Source organism: Embleya sp. NPDC020886, from assembly GCF_044333915.1.
Classification (GTDB): domain Bacteria; phylum Actinomycetota; class Actinomycetes; order Streptomycetales; family Streptomycetaceae; genus Embleya.
Map to the genome: position 1 here is coordinate 17,829 of NZ_JBIRRX010000028.1, position 16,407 is coordinate 34,235.

Annotated in this window: 17 protein-coding genes; 9 read left to right on the forward strand and 8 right to left on the reverse strand. The window is 69.8% G+C overall.

Features of this window, described 5'->3' with window-relative positions; genetic code table 11:
* The first annotated feature begins 67 nt into the window (after window positions 1-67).
* Entirely contained in the window at window positions 68-850 is a 783-nt protein-coding gene (locus tag ACH4U8_RS44610; RefSeq protein ID WP_395784360.1) for a helix-turn-helix domain-containing protein, read from the forward strand.
* Window positions 834-1,049, forward strand: coding sequence for a DUF397 domain-containing protein (locus ACH4U8_RS44615; protein ID WP_360322119.1), 216 nt, complete (start codon window positions 834-836; stop codon window positions 1,047-1,049). Before ACH4U8_RS44610 ends, ACH4U8_RS44615 begins: the two co-directional genes overlap by 17 nt.
* A 368-nt stretch (window positions 1,050-1,417) precedes the next feature.
* On the opposite strand, the gene ACH4U8_RS44620 is transcribed toward ACH4U8_RS44615, so the two are convergent.
* On the reverse strand, window positions 1,418-2,653 hold the full coding sequence (locus ACH4U8_RS44620; protein WP_395784362.1) for an alpha/beta hydrolase family protein: 1,236 nt from the start codon (window positions 2,651-2,653) through the stop codon (window positions 1,418-1,420).
* Window positions 2,654-2,959: 306 nt separating this feature from the next.
* Here ACH4U8_RS44620 and ACH4U8_RS44625 point away from each other — a divergent pair, with 306 nt between their 5' ends.
* The gene (locus tag ACH4U8_RS44625; protein WP_360322125.1) at window positions 2,960-3,448 is read left to right on the forward strand and encodes an SRPBCC family protein; all 489 of its coding nucleotides are present in this window, start codon (window positions 2,960-2,962) and stop codon (window positions 3,446-3,448) included.
* Between the two features lies 1 nt (window position 3,449).
* On the opposite strand, the gene ACH4U8_RS44630 is transcribed toward ACH4U8_RS44625, so the two are convergent.
* The 4 genes from ACH4U8_RS44630 to ACH4U8_RS44645 form a co-directional block, all read right to left on the reverse strand.
* Window positions 3,450-4,199, reverse strand: coding sequence for an alpha/beta fold hydrolase (locus ACH4U8_RS44630; protein WP_395784364.1), 750 nt, complete (start codon window positions 4,197-4,199; stop codon window positions 3,450-3,452).
* Between the two features lie 183 nt (window positions 4,200-4,382).
* Complete coding sequence (locus ACH4U8_RS44635; protein WP_395784366.1) at window positions 4,383-5,075, reverse strand: alpha/beta fold hydrolase; 693 nt, start codon at window positions 5,073-5,075, stop codon at window positions 4,383-4,385.
* A 169-nt stretch (window positions 5,076-5,244) separates the two neighbouring features.
* Window positions 5,245-5,526, reverse strand: coding sequence for a hypothetical protein (locus tag ACH4U8_RS44640; protein ID WP_395784368.1), 282 nt, complete (start codon window positions 5,524-5,526; stop codon window positions 5,245-5,247).
* 253 nt (window positions 5,527-5,779) lie between these two features.
* Complete coding sequence (locus ACH4U8_RS44645) at window positions 5,780-6,121, reverse strand: helix-turn-helix transcriptional regulator (RefSeq protein ID WP_360322140.1); 342 nt, start codon at window positions 6,119-6,121, stop codon at window positions 5,780-5,782.
* A gap of 106 nt (window positions 6,122-6,227) precedes the next feature.
* Here ACH4U8_RS44645 and ACH4U8_RS44650 point away from each other — a divergent pair, with 106 nt between their 5' ends.
* Window positions 6,228-7,121, forward strand: coding sequence for an NAD(P)-dependent oxidoreductase (locus ACH4U8_RS44650; protein ID WP_360322142.1), 894 nt, complete (start codon window positions 6,228-6,230; stop codon window positions 7,119-7,121).
* A 133-nt stretch (window positions 7,122-7,254) separates the two neighbouring features.
* Here ACH4U8_RS44650 and ACH4U8_RS44655 read toward each other — a convergent pair whose 3' ends face one another.
* On the reverse strand, window positions 7,255-7,731 hold the full coding sequence (locus ACH4U8_RS44655) for a DUF6069 family protein (RefSeq protein ID WP_395784370.1): 477 nt from the start codon (window positions 7,729-7,731) through the stop codon (window positions 7,255-7,257).
* A 201-nt stretch (window positions 7,732-7,932) separates the two neighbouring features.
* Here ACH4U8_RS44655 and ACH4U8_RS44660 point away from each other — a divergent pair, with 201 nt between their 5' ends.
* Window positions 7,933-9,663, forward strand: coding sequence for a dolichyl-phosphate-mannose--protein mannosyltransferase (locus ACH4U8_RS44660; protein ID WP_395784372.1), 1,731 nt, complete (start codon window positions 7,933-7,935; stop codon window positions 9,661-9,663).
* Window positions 9,664-9,754: 91 nt separating this feature from the next.
* Here ACH4U8_RS44660 and ACH4U8_RS44665 read toward each other — a convergent pair whose 3' ends face one another.
* Window positions 9,755-10,354, reverse strand: coding sequence for a DinB family protein (locus ACH4U8_RS44665; RefSeq protein ID WP_379992366.1), 600 nt, complete (start codon window positions 10,352-10,354; stop codon window positions 9,755-9,757).
* Between the two features lie 118 nt (window positions 10,355-10,472).
* Window positions 10,473-10,940, reverse strand: a complete 468-nt coding sequence (locus ACH4U8_RS44670) for a MarR family transcriptional regulator (protein WP_395784374.1) — start codon at window positions 10,938-10,940, stop codon at window positions 10,473-10,475.
* A gap of 745 nt (window positions 10,941-11,685) precedes the next feature.
* Here ACH4U8_RS44670 and ACH4U8_RS44675 point away from each other — a divergent pair.
* The 4 genes from ACH4U8_RS44675 (at window position 11,686) to ACH4U8_RS44690 (ending at window position 16,195) form a co-directional block, all read left to right on the forward strand.
* Window positions 11,686-12,792 (forward strand): substrate-binding domain-containing protein, encoded by a 1,107-nt coding sequence (locus ACH4U8_RS44675; RefSeq protein WP_360321789.1) that lies wholly within the window; start codon window positions 11,686-11,688, stop codon window positions 12,790-12,792.
* Between the two features lie 96 nt (window positions 12,793-12,888).
* On the forward strand, window positions 12,889-13,698 hold the full coding sequence (locus ACH4U8_RS44680; RefSeq protein ID WP_360321792.1) for an ATP-binding cassette domain-containing protein: 810 nt from the start codon (window positions 12,889-12,891) through the stop codon (window positions 13,696-13,698).
* The gene (locus ACH4U8_RS44685; protein ID WP_360321795.1) at window positions 13,695-14,957 is read left to right on the forward strand and encodes an ABC transporter permease; all 1,263 of its coding nucleotides are present in this window, start codon (window positions 13,695-13,697) and stop codon (window positions 14,955-14,957) included. Before ACH4U8_RS44680 ends, ACH4U8_RS44685 begins: the two co-directional genes overlap by 4 nt.
* A gap of 56 nt (window positions 14,958-15,013) precedes the next feature.
* Window positions 15,014-16,195 (forward strand): ROK family protein, encoded by a 1,182-nt coding sequence (locus ACH4U8_RS44690; protein ID WP_360321798.1) that lies wholly within the window; start codon window positions 15,014-15,016, stop codon window positions 16,193-16,195.
* The last annotated feature ends 212 nt before the right edge of the window (window positions 16,196-16,407 follow it).

Below are 16,407 nucleotides of genomic sequence, written 5' to 3' on the forward strand. Positions count from 1 at the left end.
GTGATGACCCATGCCACGCAGGAATCCGGACCCGTACAAGTCGCCGAGAGCCTTCTACGCCTCGGAGTTGCTCCGACTGCGCGAGGCCGCGGGACTGACCCAGGCCCAGCTCGCCGAACACGTGTTCTGCCACGATTCGAACATCGCCCACTTCGAATCGGGTACCCGGCGGCCCCAGGTGGAGACCTCGAAAATGTTCGACGAGGTGTTCGACACCGGGCAACACCTCCAACGCCTGTGCGCGTTGGCCCGCCGGTCCGGACACGCCGAATACTTCGCGGACGCTGCGGAGTTGGAGGAACGCGCGCTGACGATCAGCGAGTACTCACCGATGCTGGTGCCGGGATTCCTGCAAACCGAGGCGTACGCACGCGCATTCACCAAGTCCGCTCGCCCTTTCGCTGCCGAGGACGAAATCGAAGAACTCGTGCGAACACGCATGGAACGAGCGCGGTTGCTGGAGAAGGAACACCCGCCCAAAGTCTGGGAGATCATTCACGAGGCTGCGCTGCACGTCGTCGTGGGGTCGCCCGAGATCATGCACGAGCAGTTGCTGGCCGTCGTCGAGGCGGGCCGAAGTCGGCGCTACCTGGTACAGGTGCATCCGTTCACAGGCGGCCCACACCCGTTCATGACGGGCGTCGTCTCCTTGATGTCCTTCGCGGATTCCTCACCTGTCGTATACGTCGAGGGCGCATACACGGGCCAGTTGATCGATGATCCGACCGTGGCCGGGAGATATCGGAAGGCATACGATCTGGCCAGAGCGGCCGCGCTCTCGCCGGCGGCTTCCTTGCTCCTGATCGAATCCGTAGCGAAGGGTTTCGCAACCGATGAGCATCGCACATGACCTGAGCACTGCCCGCTGGCGCAAGTCCTCCTACACGAACGCTGACGGCGGCAACTGCGTCGAGGTGGCCGGCGGCCTGCCCGGCATCGTCCCGGTCCGCGACAGCAAGGTCCTCGACAGCCCCACACTCGTCTTCGAGAACGACGGCTGGTCGGCCCTGTTGTCCGACCTCGCAGCCGGCGACCACGCGACCCACTGACAACGGTTGGAGTCCCGAAGCCCAACAGCCCCGGGACTCCAACCACGTCACATATCGGGCCAATCTCTTGGCAGGGCTTTTGTACCGGAGTATGGTGGTTAGTGGCCTACGGGGCGAGCGAGGGAGTTCGACCGATCAGTGGGTGGCCTTGGAGAAGGGAGCTTCAGCTCATGCCGAGGTCGGGCGGTCGGGCTGAGAGGCGAGAAGGTCGAATGGACCGGATCGCGACCCCTAGCACCTGATTCGGACAATGCCGGCGCAGGGAGTCCCACCTCGTAGGTCTTTTACGCGCGTACGTCGACCCGGGCACCGGGCCCGATGGACGCGCGTTCGCATGTCTTGGCCCGGCCTGGCCGGCCTCCGAGCGATCACCGACCCGGATTGTTGAACCGGACCTCCGGGTTGGCAGGTGTCGCGCCCACCAACCAGGGCTGCGGGATGCACTTCAGGTGGAGGTCGAAGAAGGCCCCGACGTAGGCCCGAGTCAGGGCCAGCCCGCGCTCCCCGGCGAGCCCGGTCGGCAACCCGCCGCCGGGCAGGCCCAGTTGGTCGAGGAAGACCGGGATGTCGCTGAAGCTGTAGTGATTCGCGCCGGTCACCGTCAACCACCGCTTCCACCCGTCCAGTCGAGCCCACGCCTGGTCCCAACTGGGATCCGTACCTCCCGGCCGATGCACCTCGTCGCCCGTGCCGAGCAGCATGAACGGGCGCCCGCGCAGGCCCGTTTCGGGTACCGCAGAGTGGAACGCGCCGTCGATGTTCACGCCCGCCCGGACCCGGGAATCGGCCGCCATCGCCGCCGCCGAACTCGCGCCGCCGATCGAGTGCCCTGCCATGCCGATCCGGTTGCGGTCGATCAGGGCGGCGTAGCGCCAGGCCGACCGGGGTCCGGTGAGTCGATCCAGTACGAAGGACGCGTCCTCGGCCCGACCGGCGGTAACGGCCTCCAGGTCCGCTTCGGTCCGGACCTTGTCACACGCGACGCAGGTGAGCATCCGGCCGCCCGGGAACGCGGTTCCCACCGACTCGTACGCGTGGTCGACGGCGGCCACCACGTAGCCGCGGCTTGCCAGTTCCTCCGCCAGGCCGGTGAGGGTGTACGCGGAGACCCCGAATCCCGGGGACAACAGGACGAGCGGAAACCGGCCGGAGGCGGGCCGGGCATCGACCTCAGCGTCGGTCGCGGTGGCACTGAGCGTCTCGGCGGGGAAGGCGTCGCCCATCCCCCGGTCCGCGAGCAGCAGGCGGGCCTCTTCGACGGTGGCGTAGGGGGCGGGCGTGCGGGTGCGGGTGCCGCGCTGGGCGGGGTAGTAGACGCCGACCATCAGCTCGCGTGCACCGGCTTCCGGCACCCACGGGTCCCGGCGGGTCCGGTCGACGAGGTGCAGGGATTCCCGACCGACGGCGAACGGGCCGGTCGGGTGCGGCAACGAGGTCCGATCGGCCGAGGCCGGGAGGTCGGCGGCGGCAATGGTGGCGGAGGCGGCGGAGGTCACGCCTGCGGCTGCGGGTTGCGCCAGGGCGGTCGGCACGGCCAGCGCGAGGGCCAGGGCCAGGGCGAACGCGGAAAGCGCGCCCGTCGGGTTCGGCGAGGATCGTTTCATGTACCGATCCTGGGCTTCGGAGCCGGTTGCGGGCATCGGCCGGCGGTCGCACCGCGGCGCGGGCCCGGCGTACATCCTCGGGCGCATCCGGCCGCCCTACGACCGATGGTTCGGGGAAAGTCGGCGGACCCGCGGCCCGGTCCGGATCGGCCGATCGGAGCACCGCCGAACCGTCCGTGCGGTCCTTCGGCGTGGCGTACGCACGGTGCCGGGCTGTCGGGTCGAAGCGGCGGATAGTGGGACGAAGGCGATCCCCGGGCATCGGTCGCGCCCGCGTTCGATGCCGCCTCTGTTGGGAGAAACCCCGTGTCCGACACCCAGTTCACCTATGTCATGTACGTCCGCACCACCCCCGAGGAGTTGTGGCGCGCGCTGACCGAGCGCACCGAGATCGACCGCTACTTCGACGGATCGGGGCCGGAATCGGACTGGCGGGTCGGCTCGCCGGTCCGCTGGTCGATGGCACCGCGCACGGCGCCGCGGGACGCCGGTCAGGTGGTCCTGGCGGCCGAGCCGCCGCGTCGACTGGCCTATACGTGGCACAACTACGAGCCGGAGATCGCCGAGATGTTCGGCTGGAGCCCGGAACAACTCGCCGAACAGCGCCGTGAGCCGATCTCTCGGGTCTCCTTCGACCTGGTACCGCTGGGCGAAGTGGTCGCGCTGCGGGTCCTGCATGACGGCTTCGCACCGGAATCCGAGATGCTCAAGAGCATCCGGGAGGGCTGGCCGATGATCCTGTCCAACCTCAAGACGATGCTGGAGACCGGCGAGACCTTGCGCTTCGGCGCGTAGCTCAGCGCTTGGAGCCGGTGGGGTCGGTGGAGCCTGCGGCGCCGGTGGGATCTGTCGGTGTGCGCAGGAAGGATTGGGTGACCTCGGTGAAGGCTTGGGGCTCGGCGGCGTGGACCAGGTGGCCGGCCGGGATGGTGACCACCCGGGCGTCCGGCAGCCGGCGGGTCCACTCGGTGACCCGGTCCTGCGGAATGTGGCTCGTCGAGCCGCCGGCGACCACGAGGGTGGGGGCGGTGATCCGGGCCAGGCGTTCCCACCACACCGGATCGGGGGTGTCGATCTGCTTGCGGACGGCGACGACCATGTCCCAGTCGAAGCCGAGTTCGCCCTCGGGCCGGGTCGGCGGGACGGGATCGCGCGGCAGCGGCACAGAGACGTCCTCCAGTACCAACCGGCCCACCCGATGCGGGTGTTCCTGCGCGAACAGGTAGGCCACGACGCCACCCATCGAATGGCCGATCAGGTCCACCCGATCGAGGCCGAGCACGTCGAGAAACGCGACCAGGTCGTCCCGCATCAGTTCGACGGAGTAGTCGCCGGGCCAATCGCTGCGCCCATGCCCGCGCAGATCGACCGCGTACACCCGCCACCGCTCGGCCAGGGCCCCGGCTATTCGGGCCCAGTGCGAGGCGTCCTCACCGAGCGCGTGCAACAGCACCAGCGGCGGGGCCTCCGGCGTGCCCCACACGTCGTACGCCAGGCAAATCCCGCCGACCTCCACCGTGCTCGACGCACCACTCGGTTCACCCATATTCGGACCATAGCCGTGCGACCGGCGGCGACGGAACGTCGTTCGCTGCGGGCCGAATGGGCTGCGGCGGGCGCCGGATCCCGCGCGCCACGCCGGCTCGGGGCGATCGAGCGGGCGGCGTACCGCGCGGGCAGCACTCTTGCGCGATGCGCCTCGGGCGCGATGCGGCGCGGGCGCGGTGGGTCAGATCCAGCCGTCGAGCGACTTCAGGAACGCGTCGAAATCGTCGCGGTGGATGCAGTGGCCGACGTTTTCGACCACGCGTACCTCGAAGCCGTTCCCGCGCAGTTCCTCGTTCAGCTCCGGCGTCATGATGAAGCTGTCCGACGCGGACTGGACCAGGCTGGGCACCACGGGCGCGACGGGAACGTAGTCCGGGTCGAAGTCGCCCATCCGGGTCAGGAAGTCCTGGTCGAACTTCCGGAATCCGTCGAGTTCGGCCTGTACGTCCGCCGCGGACCAGCGCGGGTTCATCGCACGAATACTCTCCAGGGAGGCGTTGGCCACCATCGCCCGCATCCCCTCGAAGGCCCCGGCAGGTACCGAGCCCATCCGAAAGCCCGGGTCGGAGTACACGGCCTTCTTCGGCCGCAACCGCTCGACCGCGAGCGACAGCGCGAGCGCGCCGAGCGAGTGCCCGATCGCCACGTCGGCGCCGACCGGCAGGTTCTCCACGAGGTCGTCGGCCATCGCTTCCGGGCTGTACTGCGCCCGCTCGCTCAGCCCGTGCCCACGCAGGTCCGGCGCGTACACCCGGTAGCCGCGCCCGACCAGCACATCCTCCAACGCGTGCCACGTCCCGTGGTCCGACATCCCACCATGAACAAGCACCGCAACCTTGTCCCCGACCCCACGCTCATGCACATGCAGCTTCACAGAACACGCTCCCCTCTACGCTGACACGATTCAGCATCACTTCACGATGCTACCTCCGCCGCCCACGGGAGACCAGCCGCCACGCACCGGATCCCCCACCTCCCCACCATCCCCGGACACGCCCCCAACGCAGCCCACCTGGGGCACCCGGATGAGGAGGGCGCGGAACCTACAGGCCCAGGCTTGCGACGAAGGCCGAGAAGGCAGGTGCTACGACCCTCCACTCGCAGAGCTGGGGGTTCGTCCAGAAATCACTGCCGACCACGCGAGGATCCGATTGATCGGTGCGGTAGTCGAGCGCCAGGGCAACGTCGTCACCAGGGGTGCGATTGACGGCAATCAGCACCGCCTGTTCAACGTCGAGCCAAGGCAGTTCGAGCGGGACGGCGCCCCTGCTTCCACGTGCCTCGCGAAAAAACGCACAGTGCTCGTCGTCGGCGAACATGTCCATCGAACGGGACTCGACTCCATCCGCCCCGGGCTCGACAGAAAGACGAGCGGGCTCCTGAACCACGGGACGACCTCCGCCAGTACCGCATCGCCCGGGTGACGCCAAAGGCCGCGATCGACACCCGCGATGCCGAGTCGGCTCCGCCTGCGGTTGCACACCCACGCGCCGCGCCCGGCGATCCCCCGGTGAACCGGCCGGCCGAACGGCCGACCGCATCAGCGGTCGGGAGATCACGCGGTCGGGGTCGGTCCTGTCAGCGCGGGGCTTCCGGTTCGGTCGGGGGTTGGGTTTCGAGGTGGAGGAGGGTGGCAAGGAAGCCGGGGAAGCGGTGTTCGAACTCGGGTTCGCGGAGGCGGAGCGTCATGCCCGTGCCGGTGTTGCGTTGGACGACCAGGCCCGCTTCGCGCAGCACCTTCCAGTGGTACGAGCGGGTGGACTTGGTACCGGGCACCGTGAGTGCAGTACACGGGAGTTCGCGGGTCGGGTCCACGGCCAGTGCGACGACCACGCCGCGTCGGTGTTCGTCGGAGAGCGCGGCGAAGACGTCGCTCAGCGACACCTCGTCGAGCGACGGGTGGTGCATCTGGACGGGCATCCCGATCCGCTCCTTGCCTGGGTCCACGGTTGCCGGCGCAGGCCGTGGGTGTCTACGGTACCGGGGTACGAAGATTTTCGAACCACCCCGATGGGAAGCGCACACCATGACGAACACCCGACCCACCCCCGTTCATCCCACCGTCGCCGTACTGGGCACCGGCATCATCGGCGCCGCCATCGCCCGCAACCTGTCCCGGAACGACTTCGAGGTGCGGGCCTGGAACCGTACGCCCGCCAAGGCCGCGGCCCTGACCGCCGACGGCGTGCGCGCGGTCGAGACACCGGCCGACGCGGTCTCCGGTGCGGACATCGTGGTCACCGTGCTCAACGACGGCCCCCGGGTCCTGGACGCGATGCGAGCCGCAGTGCCCGGGCTGCGCGCCGGCGCCGTGTGGGTCCAGGTCAGCACGGTCGGCGTCGACGCACTGGACGAACTGGCCGCGTTCGCCGGTGAACACGGGCTGCTGTTGGTGGACGCCCCGGTGCAGGGCACCCGGGGGCCTGCCGAGCAGGGGCAGTTGGTCGTTCTGGCGGCGGGCGCGCCGGCGGCCCGCGAGGTGGTCCAGCCGCTGTTCGACACGATCGGTCGGCGCACCCTGTGGGTCGGCGAGGACGGTACCGCCGGCACGGCCAGTCGCCTCAAGCTCGTGCTCAACACCTGGGTCCTGGCGCTGACCCACGGCGTCGGAGAGGCCCTGGCCCTGGCCCGCGGCCTGGACGTGGACCCGCAACTGTTCCTGGACGTGGTAGGCGGCGGCCCGATGGACAACGCCTACTTCCAGCTCAAGTCGGCCGCGATCCTCTCCGACGACTACACCACCAGCTTCTCGGTGGACAACGCCGAGAAGGACGCCCGTCTGGTGCTTCAGGCCGCCGAACGCGTGGGTGTCCGGATGGACGTCGTCGCTGCCGGGGCGGAGCGCTTCCGCCGCGCCTCCGCACAGGGCCACGGCGACCAGGACATGGCGGCCGGCTACTTCGCCGGCTTCGACCAGTAGACCCACTTCGACAAGCAACCCCGTACGGCGACCCGCATTCGGTCGACCGGGCACGTCGCGGCGCACGCGACCATGTGGGCCCGGCCGACCGGGCGGGATGCGATCGACACCGCCGCTGCGCCCGCGGACCCGGTCAGCCGCGCGCATCACGCCCACGCCCCGGAGCGCTCGCGAGCCGGCGCACCACCACCGGAACGACGATCGCCGCGGCCACCACGTGCGCGCCGCACAACATCGCCTTGGTCGAGGCCGGCGTGTCACCGGCCCACAGCGGGCCGGCCATGGACAGCGCGGTCAGCACGAGCGTGGCCACCAGGTACGTCCGGGCCGGGCGGGTCGCGAAGCGTGCGAGGAGTACGGCCAGTAGCGTCCCGATCGACAGGCTGACCGCCGTGCCCATCGCGAACATCCCGACGGTGATCGGTTCCGCCGTCGCCGCCCCGATGTTCCCGGCCCGCATCGGCACGCCGAGGCCCCGGGCGAGCAACCCGTACAACTCCGTGCCGATCGCGGCGGCCACCCCGGCCGCCACGCTCACCGACCACACCGACCAGGACTCCCACGCGGCGGGCGAACGATCGGTCGAGGTCGGGTGCATCGTGGTGTTCATCGACATTCTCCTCTGACATCCGGGCGGTTCCCGTTGCCCGAGGGTCGGAGGCGCTCCCCGCTTCTCGACATCACCACCGCATCACCGAGACCACCGACGCCACCGACACCGCCGGAGGCGTCACGCCCGCCATCGCTTCGCCGCAGTTCGGAACCTCGCACAACGGCCATCGGCGAATTCGTACGTCAGTACGATGCCCGGGTGACGAGTGACGTGGCGACCGATCAGCCGACCCACCGCCAACTACCGCAGGGGAATGAGGAGTTCCCCGACGGCCGTAGTTCCGGGGCTGTACGTCCGGAGCCGCGCGGGTGGGCCTGGTCGCCGGCTCGGTTCGGGTATCGGGATCGGCCGCCGACGTCGTTGCGCGAGCGGTTGGTGCCCTCGTACACCGACAACAGCCCCTACACCGGCGGCGGCTGGCTGCCCTGCATCCTGGTCACCCTCCTGGCCGGCTTCATCCGGTTCTGGAACCTGGGCAAGCCGCGGGCGGTGATATTCGACGAGACGTACTACGCCAAGGACGCCTGGTCGCTGCTCAAGCTCGGCTACGAGGGCACCTGGCCCAAGGAGGCCAACGACCAGATCCTCGCCGGCCGGACCGACACCCTCCAGACCCAGGGCTCCTACATCGTCCACCCGCCCATCGGGAAATGGACCATCGCACTGGGCGAACAACTCTTCGGACTGACCCCCTTCGGATGGCGCTTCGCCCTCGCCGTCCTCGGCACCCTCTCCGTCCTGATGCTCTGCCGCATCGGCCGCCGACTCTTCCGCTCCACCCTCCTGGGCTGCGTCGCCGGCCTGCTCATGGCCCTGGACGGCCTGCACTTCGTGATGAGCCGCACCTCGCTGCTCGACCTGGTCCTGATGTTCTGGATCCTCGCCGCGTTCGGCTGCCTGCTCATCGACCGCGACGACAGCAGAAACATCGCCGCCCGCATGTTCGAATCCGGCCCCGACCCCGCCCGCGCCGCCTCCATGAAACTCGGACTCCGCCCCTGGCGCGTCATGGCCGGCATCTGCCTCGGCCTGGCCTGCGGCACCAAATGGAGCGGCATCTACGTCCTCGCCGCCTTCGGCATCCTCACCGTCCTGTGGGACGCCGGCACCCGACGCGCCTGCGGCGCCCGCCGCCCCTACCGCGCCACCCTGCGCCACGACGTACTCCTCGCCTTCCTCGCCACCGTCGGCATCGCCGTCGCCATCTACACCTGGTCCTGGACCGGCTGGTTCACGACCGACGGCGGCTACTTCCGCCACTGGGCCGACGACCGCTCCGGACTCTCCCCCGACGAGGTACTCGGCATCCCCCTGCCCCAATTCGGCATGTCCTGGGTACCGGCGCCACTACGCAGCCTGTGGCACTACCACGCCGAAATGTGGTCGTTCCACACCCACTTGGAGGCGCCGCACCTGTACCAGTCGAACCCGTGGAGCTGGCTGGTGCTCGGCCGACCGGTTCTCTACTACAACGAGACCGTGCATCGAGGCACGGCCGGGTGTACCGAGCAGGACTGCTACCAGACCGTGTTGGGCATCGGGACGCCGCTGCTGTGGTGGAGCGGCGTGATCGCGGTCGGCTACCTGCTCTTCCGCTGGGCCGGCCGCCGCGACTGGCGCGCAGGAGCCGTCCTGTGCGGCCTCGGCGCGGCCTACCTGCCCTGGATGGCCTACCAGCAACGCACGATCTTCCTGTTCTACGCCGTCGCCTTCGTCCCGTTCCTGTGCCTGGCCGTCACCATGATGCTCGGCGCACTCCTCGGCCCACCCGACGCATCCGAACGACGACGCGCCTGGGGCACTGCGGGCGTGGTCGCCATCATCGCCCTGATCGCCTGGAACTTCCTGTACTTCTATCCGATCCTCGCCGGTGAGACCATCGGTCGAAGCGCTTGGCTGGACCGCCTGTGGTTCAGCACCTGGATCTGAACCGGGGAAGTGGTCGCTTCGACCGAGACGGGACAGCGGCAGCAGCAGGGCAGCGCCCCGGCCGGCAACGCCGGAGCGGGGCAGGGCGGGATCAGCCGTTGCCGGCCTCCCGCGCCACCCGCTCCAGTCGGCTCCGGTGGTTCTCCCACCACGTGCGATCTCCCGGTGGCAGGCCGTCGTTGTCTTCCAGACGCCCGACGGTTCCGTCGATGAGCTCGCGCACGATGTCGGCGTGGCCGGCATGCCGCTGGGTATCGGAGATCACCCGGACCAGGATGTGATGCAGCGTCACCGCCCGCCGCTCCTCGGGCCACCACGGGACATGACCGATCGCATCGAGCGCCAGCGTCGCGATCGTACGGTCGGAGTGTTGCCACGCCCGGTGGTACAAGCCGACGATTTCCTCGCGCGACTCGTCGGCGGTGGCCCACATGTCCGCGTTGGGTTCCGCGTCCTCCGTGTACCACCAGGGCGGCGGCTCCGCGTCGAAGAACGGTCGCCCGAACGTGTCGCCGAAGTAACCCAGTTCCACGCCGGCGACATGTTTGATCAGGCCGAGCAGGTTCGTGCCGGTCCCGGTCAGCGGGCGGCGGATGTCGTAGTCCGAAAGCCCGTCGAGCTTCCACACCAGGGCGTCACGCCCGTCCTGGAGGTAACGCAGCAGGTCCGCTTTCGGGTTCGGTTCGATCATGTCGACCACTCTTCCACCCGGCACCGACAGCCGGGCTCGCACACCCGGCCGCCGGCCGGGAAATCACCGGGCTCGGAGGCATGCCCTCCCGAGGCGTCCCGCCCCGATCCTCCCGCCGTCAGGCGGCCGTTCCGCCCGCGTTGTGGATCAGCCGTCGGAGCACCTTCAGCGCGGTGACGTAGTCCGCATCGTCGATGCCCTCGTGCAGGACGGCGCGGATCGCCGGGGCGTTGCGGGAGAAGTCGACGCGGGCCCGCTCCCCCTCCTCGGTCAGCCACAACCGGTCCTCGGTGTCCCGGGTCAGCCAACCACGCCCCACGAGCACCTCGGCCTCCGCCGCCAGATCGTCCTCGGGCCGGATGTACAAGGTCATCGCCTCCTGCAGCTCGGGCACCGTCATCCCACCGCCGTCGGGGGAGATGTCGTTCACCGACAGGTTGCGCAGCAGCCAGAACTGGGGCTGGGTGTAACCCTTTTCGACCTGCCGGGCCCGGATGTACGCGATGAGCGCCTCATAGGCGACACCCGTCCAGTACGCGGCGGGCTGTCCGGCGAGTTCGGCGTCGGAGATCTGCTCGGTCGTCATGGGAAGTTCCTCACTCGGTCGGTCGACGGAGCCCGTTCACCGTTCGGCGCGGGTCATGCCGAAACCGTAGAACTTCAAGTCGACTTGAGGTCAAGGAGGTGATCCTCCGGACACCACCGCCACGAACAGCCGCCGCACGACGCCGAGTCGGCCTCGGCGCGGCACCGCCTCGACGTCGAAACCCGGCTCGCATCCGACGCCGCGCCCGGCGCAGCCGCGCCCGCCCCACACACCCACCGCCCACTGCCCACTGCCCACCCCACCGGAGGCCGCCCCGGAAATCGTTGTCCCGCCCGCCCCGTCACCCCACCGAGCCACCGCAACCCGCCCACCGCCGATCTAAGTTGTTGCTCGAAACATAATCCCTCCACCCACCCCACCCACCCCACTCACCCCGCCCACCAGCACCCATGCCTTCCCGCCACCCGAACCCGGGCCATCCCACCCGTACTTCGCAATCCCGGGCCCCGACACCCCTCCCCTTTCCGAACAACCGGTTTTTGGTTCGCCTACGTTTCCCAACCGTTACCGAAGTCGGCATTCATCGGGGGTTCCAGGGTCTGGCGGACGCCCGATCCGGCTATTACGTTGTCGCCCACAACATTTAAGGCGTGGCCGCCTTCCCTTGTTGACCGTGCCGACCGCTTTACCCGTCCGTCCTGCGCAGCTCCGCACGCCGCACCATCCCGCGACGCCTCCACGTCTCCCGCCGGCCCCCACCGGCGCGTGCCCGAAGGGATCCACCATGCGCAAGAGGTTCCTCGTGTCCGTCTCCGCCTGCGCCGTACTGGCCGCCGGCACCCTCTCCGCCTGCTCGGACGACTCCGGCACCGGCTCGTCCGGCGCCACGAACGGCGGTGGCAAGAAGGCGAAGATCGGCGTGATCCTGCCCGACAGCAAGACGTCGGGCCGGTGGGAGACCAACGACCGCAAGTACCTCACCGACGCGTTCAAGGCCGCCGGCGTCGACTACGACATCCAGAACGCGCAGGGCGACAAGTCCCAGTTCCAGACCCTCGCCGACCAGATGATCACCAACGGCGCGACCGTCCTGATCATCGTCAACCTGGACAGCGGCACCGGAAAGGCCGTGCTGGACAAGGCCAAGTCCCAGGGCGTCGCGACCATCGACTACGACCGACTGACCCTGGGCGGCAGCGCGCAGTACTACGTCAGCTTCGACAACGTGAAGGTCGGCACGCTGATGGGCCAGGGCATCGAGAAGTGCCTGTCCGCCGCGAAGGCGCAAAAGCCCACCGTCGCGATGCTCAACGGCTCGGCCACCGACAACAACGCGACGCTGCTCAAGCAGGGCTACGACGCGGTACTCAAGCCGAAGTTCGACTCCGGCGAGTACGTCAAGGGCCCGGACCAGGCCGTCCCGGACTGGAACAACACCGAGGGCGCCAACATGTTCGAGCAGATGCTCACCCAGTCGCCGAACATCTCCGGCGTCGTGGCAGCCAACGACGGCCTGGGCAACGCCGCGATCTCGATCCTGAAGAAGCAGAAGCTCAACGGCAAGGTCCCGGTCACCGGGCAGGACGCGGAGACCACCGCGTTGCAGAACATCCTGGTCGGCGACCAGTGCATGACCGTCTACAAGGCGATCAAGAAGGAGGCCGACGCGGTCTCCGGACTGGCCGTCGCGCTCGCCAAGGGCCAGAAGCCGGCCGTGCCCGCCACCGTCCGCGACCCCGAGGGCAAGCGCGACGTGCCGTCCGTACTGCTGGAGCCGCTGGCCATCTACAAGGAGAACGTCAAGGACGTGGTCGCCGACGGGTACGTCACCAAGGACACCCTGTGCACCGGCGCCTACGCCGCCAAGTGCACCGAGTTCGGCATCAACTAGCCGCCCAGACTCCGCAGTTGCGCCGGAACCGCACCCACGAGGCCGGTTCCGGCCGGCGCGTACCCTGCCGCCACCCCCACGCGAGGAGCCCGCACCGTGGCCCTGTCCCCCACCCCCGCCCCGCCGCCCGCGTCCGATCCCGTGCTCGAACTGCGCGGCATCAACAAGAGCTTCGGCGCCGTACACGTCCTGCGCGACGTGGACCTGTCCGTCTACGAGGGTCAGGTGACCGCGCTCGTCGGCGACAACGGCGCGGGCAAGTCGACCCTGGTCAAGTGCATCGGCGGCATCCACACCGCCGACTCCGGCGAGTACTTCTTCGACGGTGCGCCGGTCACCGTCAACAGCCCCCGCGACGCGTCCGACCTGGGCGTCGAGATCGTGTACCAGGACCTCGCGCTGTGCGACAACCTCGACATCGTGCAGAACATGTTCCTCGGCCGCGAACGCCGGCGCGGCTGGGTGCTGGACGAGGACAGCATGGAACAGATCGCCGAGGAGACCCTGGCCGGCCTGTCCGTACGCACCGTCTCCTCGATCCGCCAACGCGTCTCCAGCCTCTCCGGTGGCCAGCGCCAGACGGTCGCGATCGCCAAGGCGGTGTTGTGGAACAGCAAGGTCGTGGTGCTCGACGAACCCACCGCGGCGCTCGGCGTCTCGCAGACCGCGCAGGTGCTCGAACTGGTGCGCCGGCTCGCCGACAACGGCCTGGCCGTCGTACTCATCTCGCACAACATGAACGACGTGTTCGCGGTCGCCGACCGGATCGCCGTGCTCTACCTGGGCCGCACCGCCGCACAGGTCAGCACCAGCGAGATCACCCATTCCCAGATCGTCGAACTCATCACGTCGGGGCAGACCGAGGCACTCGGTCCCGGCGCGGGTCGAAACGGAGTGAACCGATGACGAGCAGCGTCCTGCCTCTCGCCGACAAGAGCGAGTCCGATGCGCCCGAGTCGCCGGTGGTCACGCACGTCAAGGACTACCTCGCCCGACTGCGCGGCGGCGACACCGGCGCGATGCCCGCCGTGCTCGGCCTGGTGGTGCTGTGCACCGTCTTCGCGATCATGCGCCCGCGGTTCCTGAGCGCGGGCAACTTCGCCAACCTGTTCACCCAGGGCGCCGCGGTCACCGTGATCGCGATGGGGTTGATCTTCGTCCTGGTGCTGGGCGAGATCGACCTGTCCGCGGGCTTCGCCAGCGGGGTGTGCGCGGCGGTGCTGGCGGTGTTGCTGACCGAACACGGCTGGCCCTGGTATCTGGGCGTACTCGCCGCCCTGGTCGTCGGCATGGTGATCGGGCTGCTGCTCGGGGTCCTGGTGGCCAAGGTCGGCATCCCCTCCTTCGTGGTCACCCTCGGCGCGTTCCTGGCCTTCCAGGGCGTGTCGCTGCTCCTGGTCAAGGGCGGCACCAACGTGCCGGTGCGCGACTCGACCATCCTGGCCATCTCCAACCGCAACCTCGCCCCGATCGTCGGCTGGCTGCTGGCCGCCGCCACCGTGGGCGGCTACGCGGCGCTGCAACTGCGCCGCAACCGCAACCGGTCGCGGCGCGGGCTGAGCGCCGAACCGATCGCGATCACCGGAATCCGGGTCGGCACGCTGGCGATCCTGGTCGGCCTCGCGGTGTACGTGCTCAACCAGGAGCGCAGCCGCAACGTGGTGATCTCCTCGCTGCGCGGCGTGCCGATCGTGGTGCCGGTCCTGGTGGTGCTGCTCCTGCTGGGCACCTTCGTACTGCGCCGCACGCCGTACGGGCTGAGCCTGTACGCGGTCGGCGGCAACCGCGAGGCGGCCCGCCGGGCCGGGATCAACGTGGACCGGGTGCGGATCTCGGCCTTCGTGATCTGTTCCACGATGGCCGCCATCGGCGGCATCGTCGCCGCCTCGCGAGCCAACTCGGTGGACTCCAACACCGGTGGCAGCAATGTGCTGTTGTATGCGGTGGGCGCCGCGGTGATCGGCGGCACCAGCTTGTTCGGCGGCAAGGGTCGGGTGTTGGACGCGGTGCTCGGCGGCGCCGTGGTCGCGGTGATCGACAACGGCATGGGGCTCATGGGGTACAGCGCGGGCGTCAAGTACGTTGTGACCGGCGTCGTGCTGCTCCTCGCCGCCGGGGTCGACGCCCTGTCACGGCGGCGGGCCGAAGCCGCCGGGCTGCGGTGACGCCGCCCTCCCCCTCGATCGACGCCACGGATGAGAAAGGCAGGGTCCGCAGTCCGATGCGCGCAGCGCCCACCCAGGAGGACATCCGCAGGCAGAACCTGGGGGCGCTGCTTCGCCACGTGCACGTACTCGGCCCCACCTCGCGGGCCCGGTTGACCGCGGGCATGGGCCTCAACCGCAGCACCATCGGCGCGCTCACCGCCGACCTGGCGGCGGCCGGCCTGGTCGTGGAGGAGGCCCCGCGGGACACCTCCGGCGGCGGGCGGGGCCGGCCCTCGCTCGTGGTCCGGGCACAGTCGCAGCGGGTGTACGTGTACGCCTTCACGATCGGCGTGGACCGGGTGGTCGCGGCCCGGGTCGGGCTCGGCGGGGTGATCCTGGATCGCCGCGAAATCCAACGCCCCGGCAGCGGGTTCTCGCCCAAGGAGGTGGCCGAGGCACTCGGCGGGTTCGTTGCGCAGATGCGGCTGAGCGCGCCCCGCGACGGCGTGTGCGTGGGCGCCGGGGTCGCGGTGTGCGCGATGGTGCGCGGGTCGGACGGCACGATCCCCGAGGGGCACACCCCGGATTGGCGCGACGAGCCGCTGGGCGAGCGGTTGTCGACCGCGATCGGCACGGTGGTCATGGTCGGCAACGACGCCGACCTGGGCGTGGTCGCCGAGCACACCCGGGGCGCGGCGGTGGGCTGCGACGACGTGATCTACCTGCACGGCGACGTGTGCATCGGCGGCGGCATCCTCTCCGCCGGGCGACCGGTGACCGGCGGCGACGGCTACGCGGGCGAGGTCGGGCACATGGTGGTCAACCCGGACGGCCGGCCGTGTCGGTGCGGGTCGCGCGGATGCTGGGAGACCGAGATCGGCGAGTTCGCGCTCACCCGCGGCACCGCCAAGCACGCGATCGGCGGCCTGGCCGACTCGGCGGCGCGCGGCGATCAGGACGCGGAGGAGGGGCTGCGTCGGGTCGGGGACTGGCTCGGGCTCGGCGTGGCCAACCTGGTCAACATCCTCAACCCGCAGATGGTGGTGTTCGGCGGGACGTTGCGCGAGGTGTACCTGGCCACCGCCGCCCAGGTGCGCAGTCGGCTCAACCGCACCTCGCTGGCGGTCACCCGCGAACACCTCAAACTGCGCACGGCCGCGCTCGGCGACGACGCCCCGCTGTACGGCGCCGCCGAGTTGGCCTTCGCCCGGCTGTTGGACAACCCGTTGGAACCCGGGGTGGAACCGGTGGGTTGAGCGGGCCCGGCCCGCCTCCCGGCGCGCACGACGCAGCGCGATGGGGGCGCGCGGGTGCGCGATCGGGTGGACTCGGCCGTCCGGGTCGGCCGGATGGGTGAGTGGTCGGGCCGATCGGCGTGGCGTTGCGTGTTTCATGGACCGCGTCGGCCGCCGCGTTCGGCAGGTGCATCGCGCCCGAGCACCTGCCGAACGGGGCGGCCGACGCATCG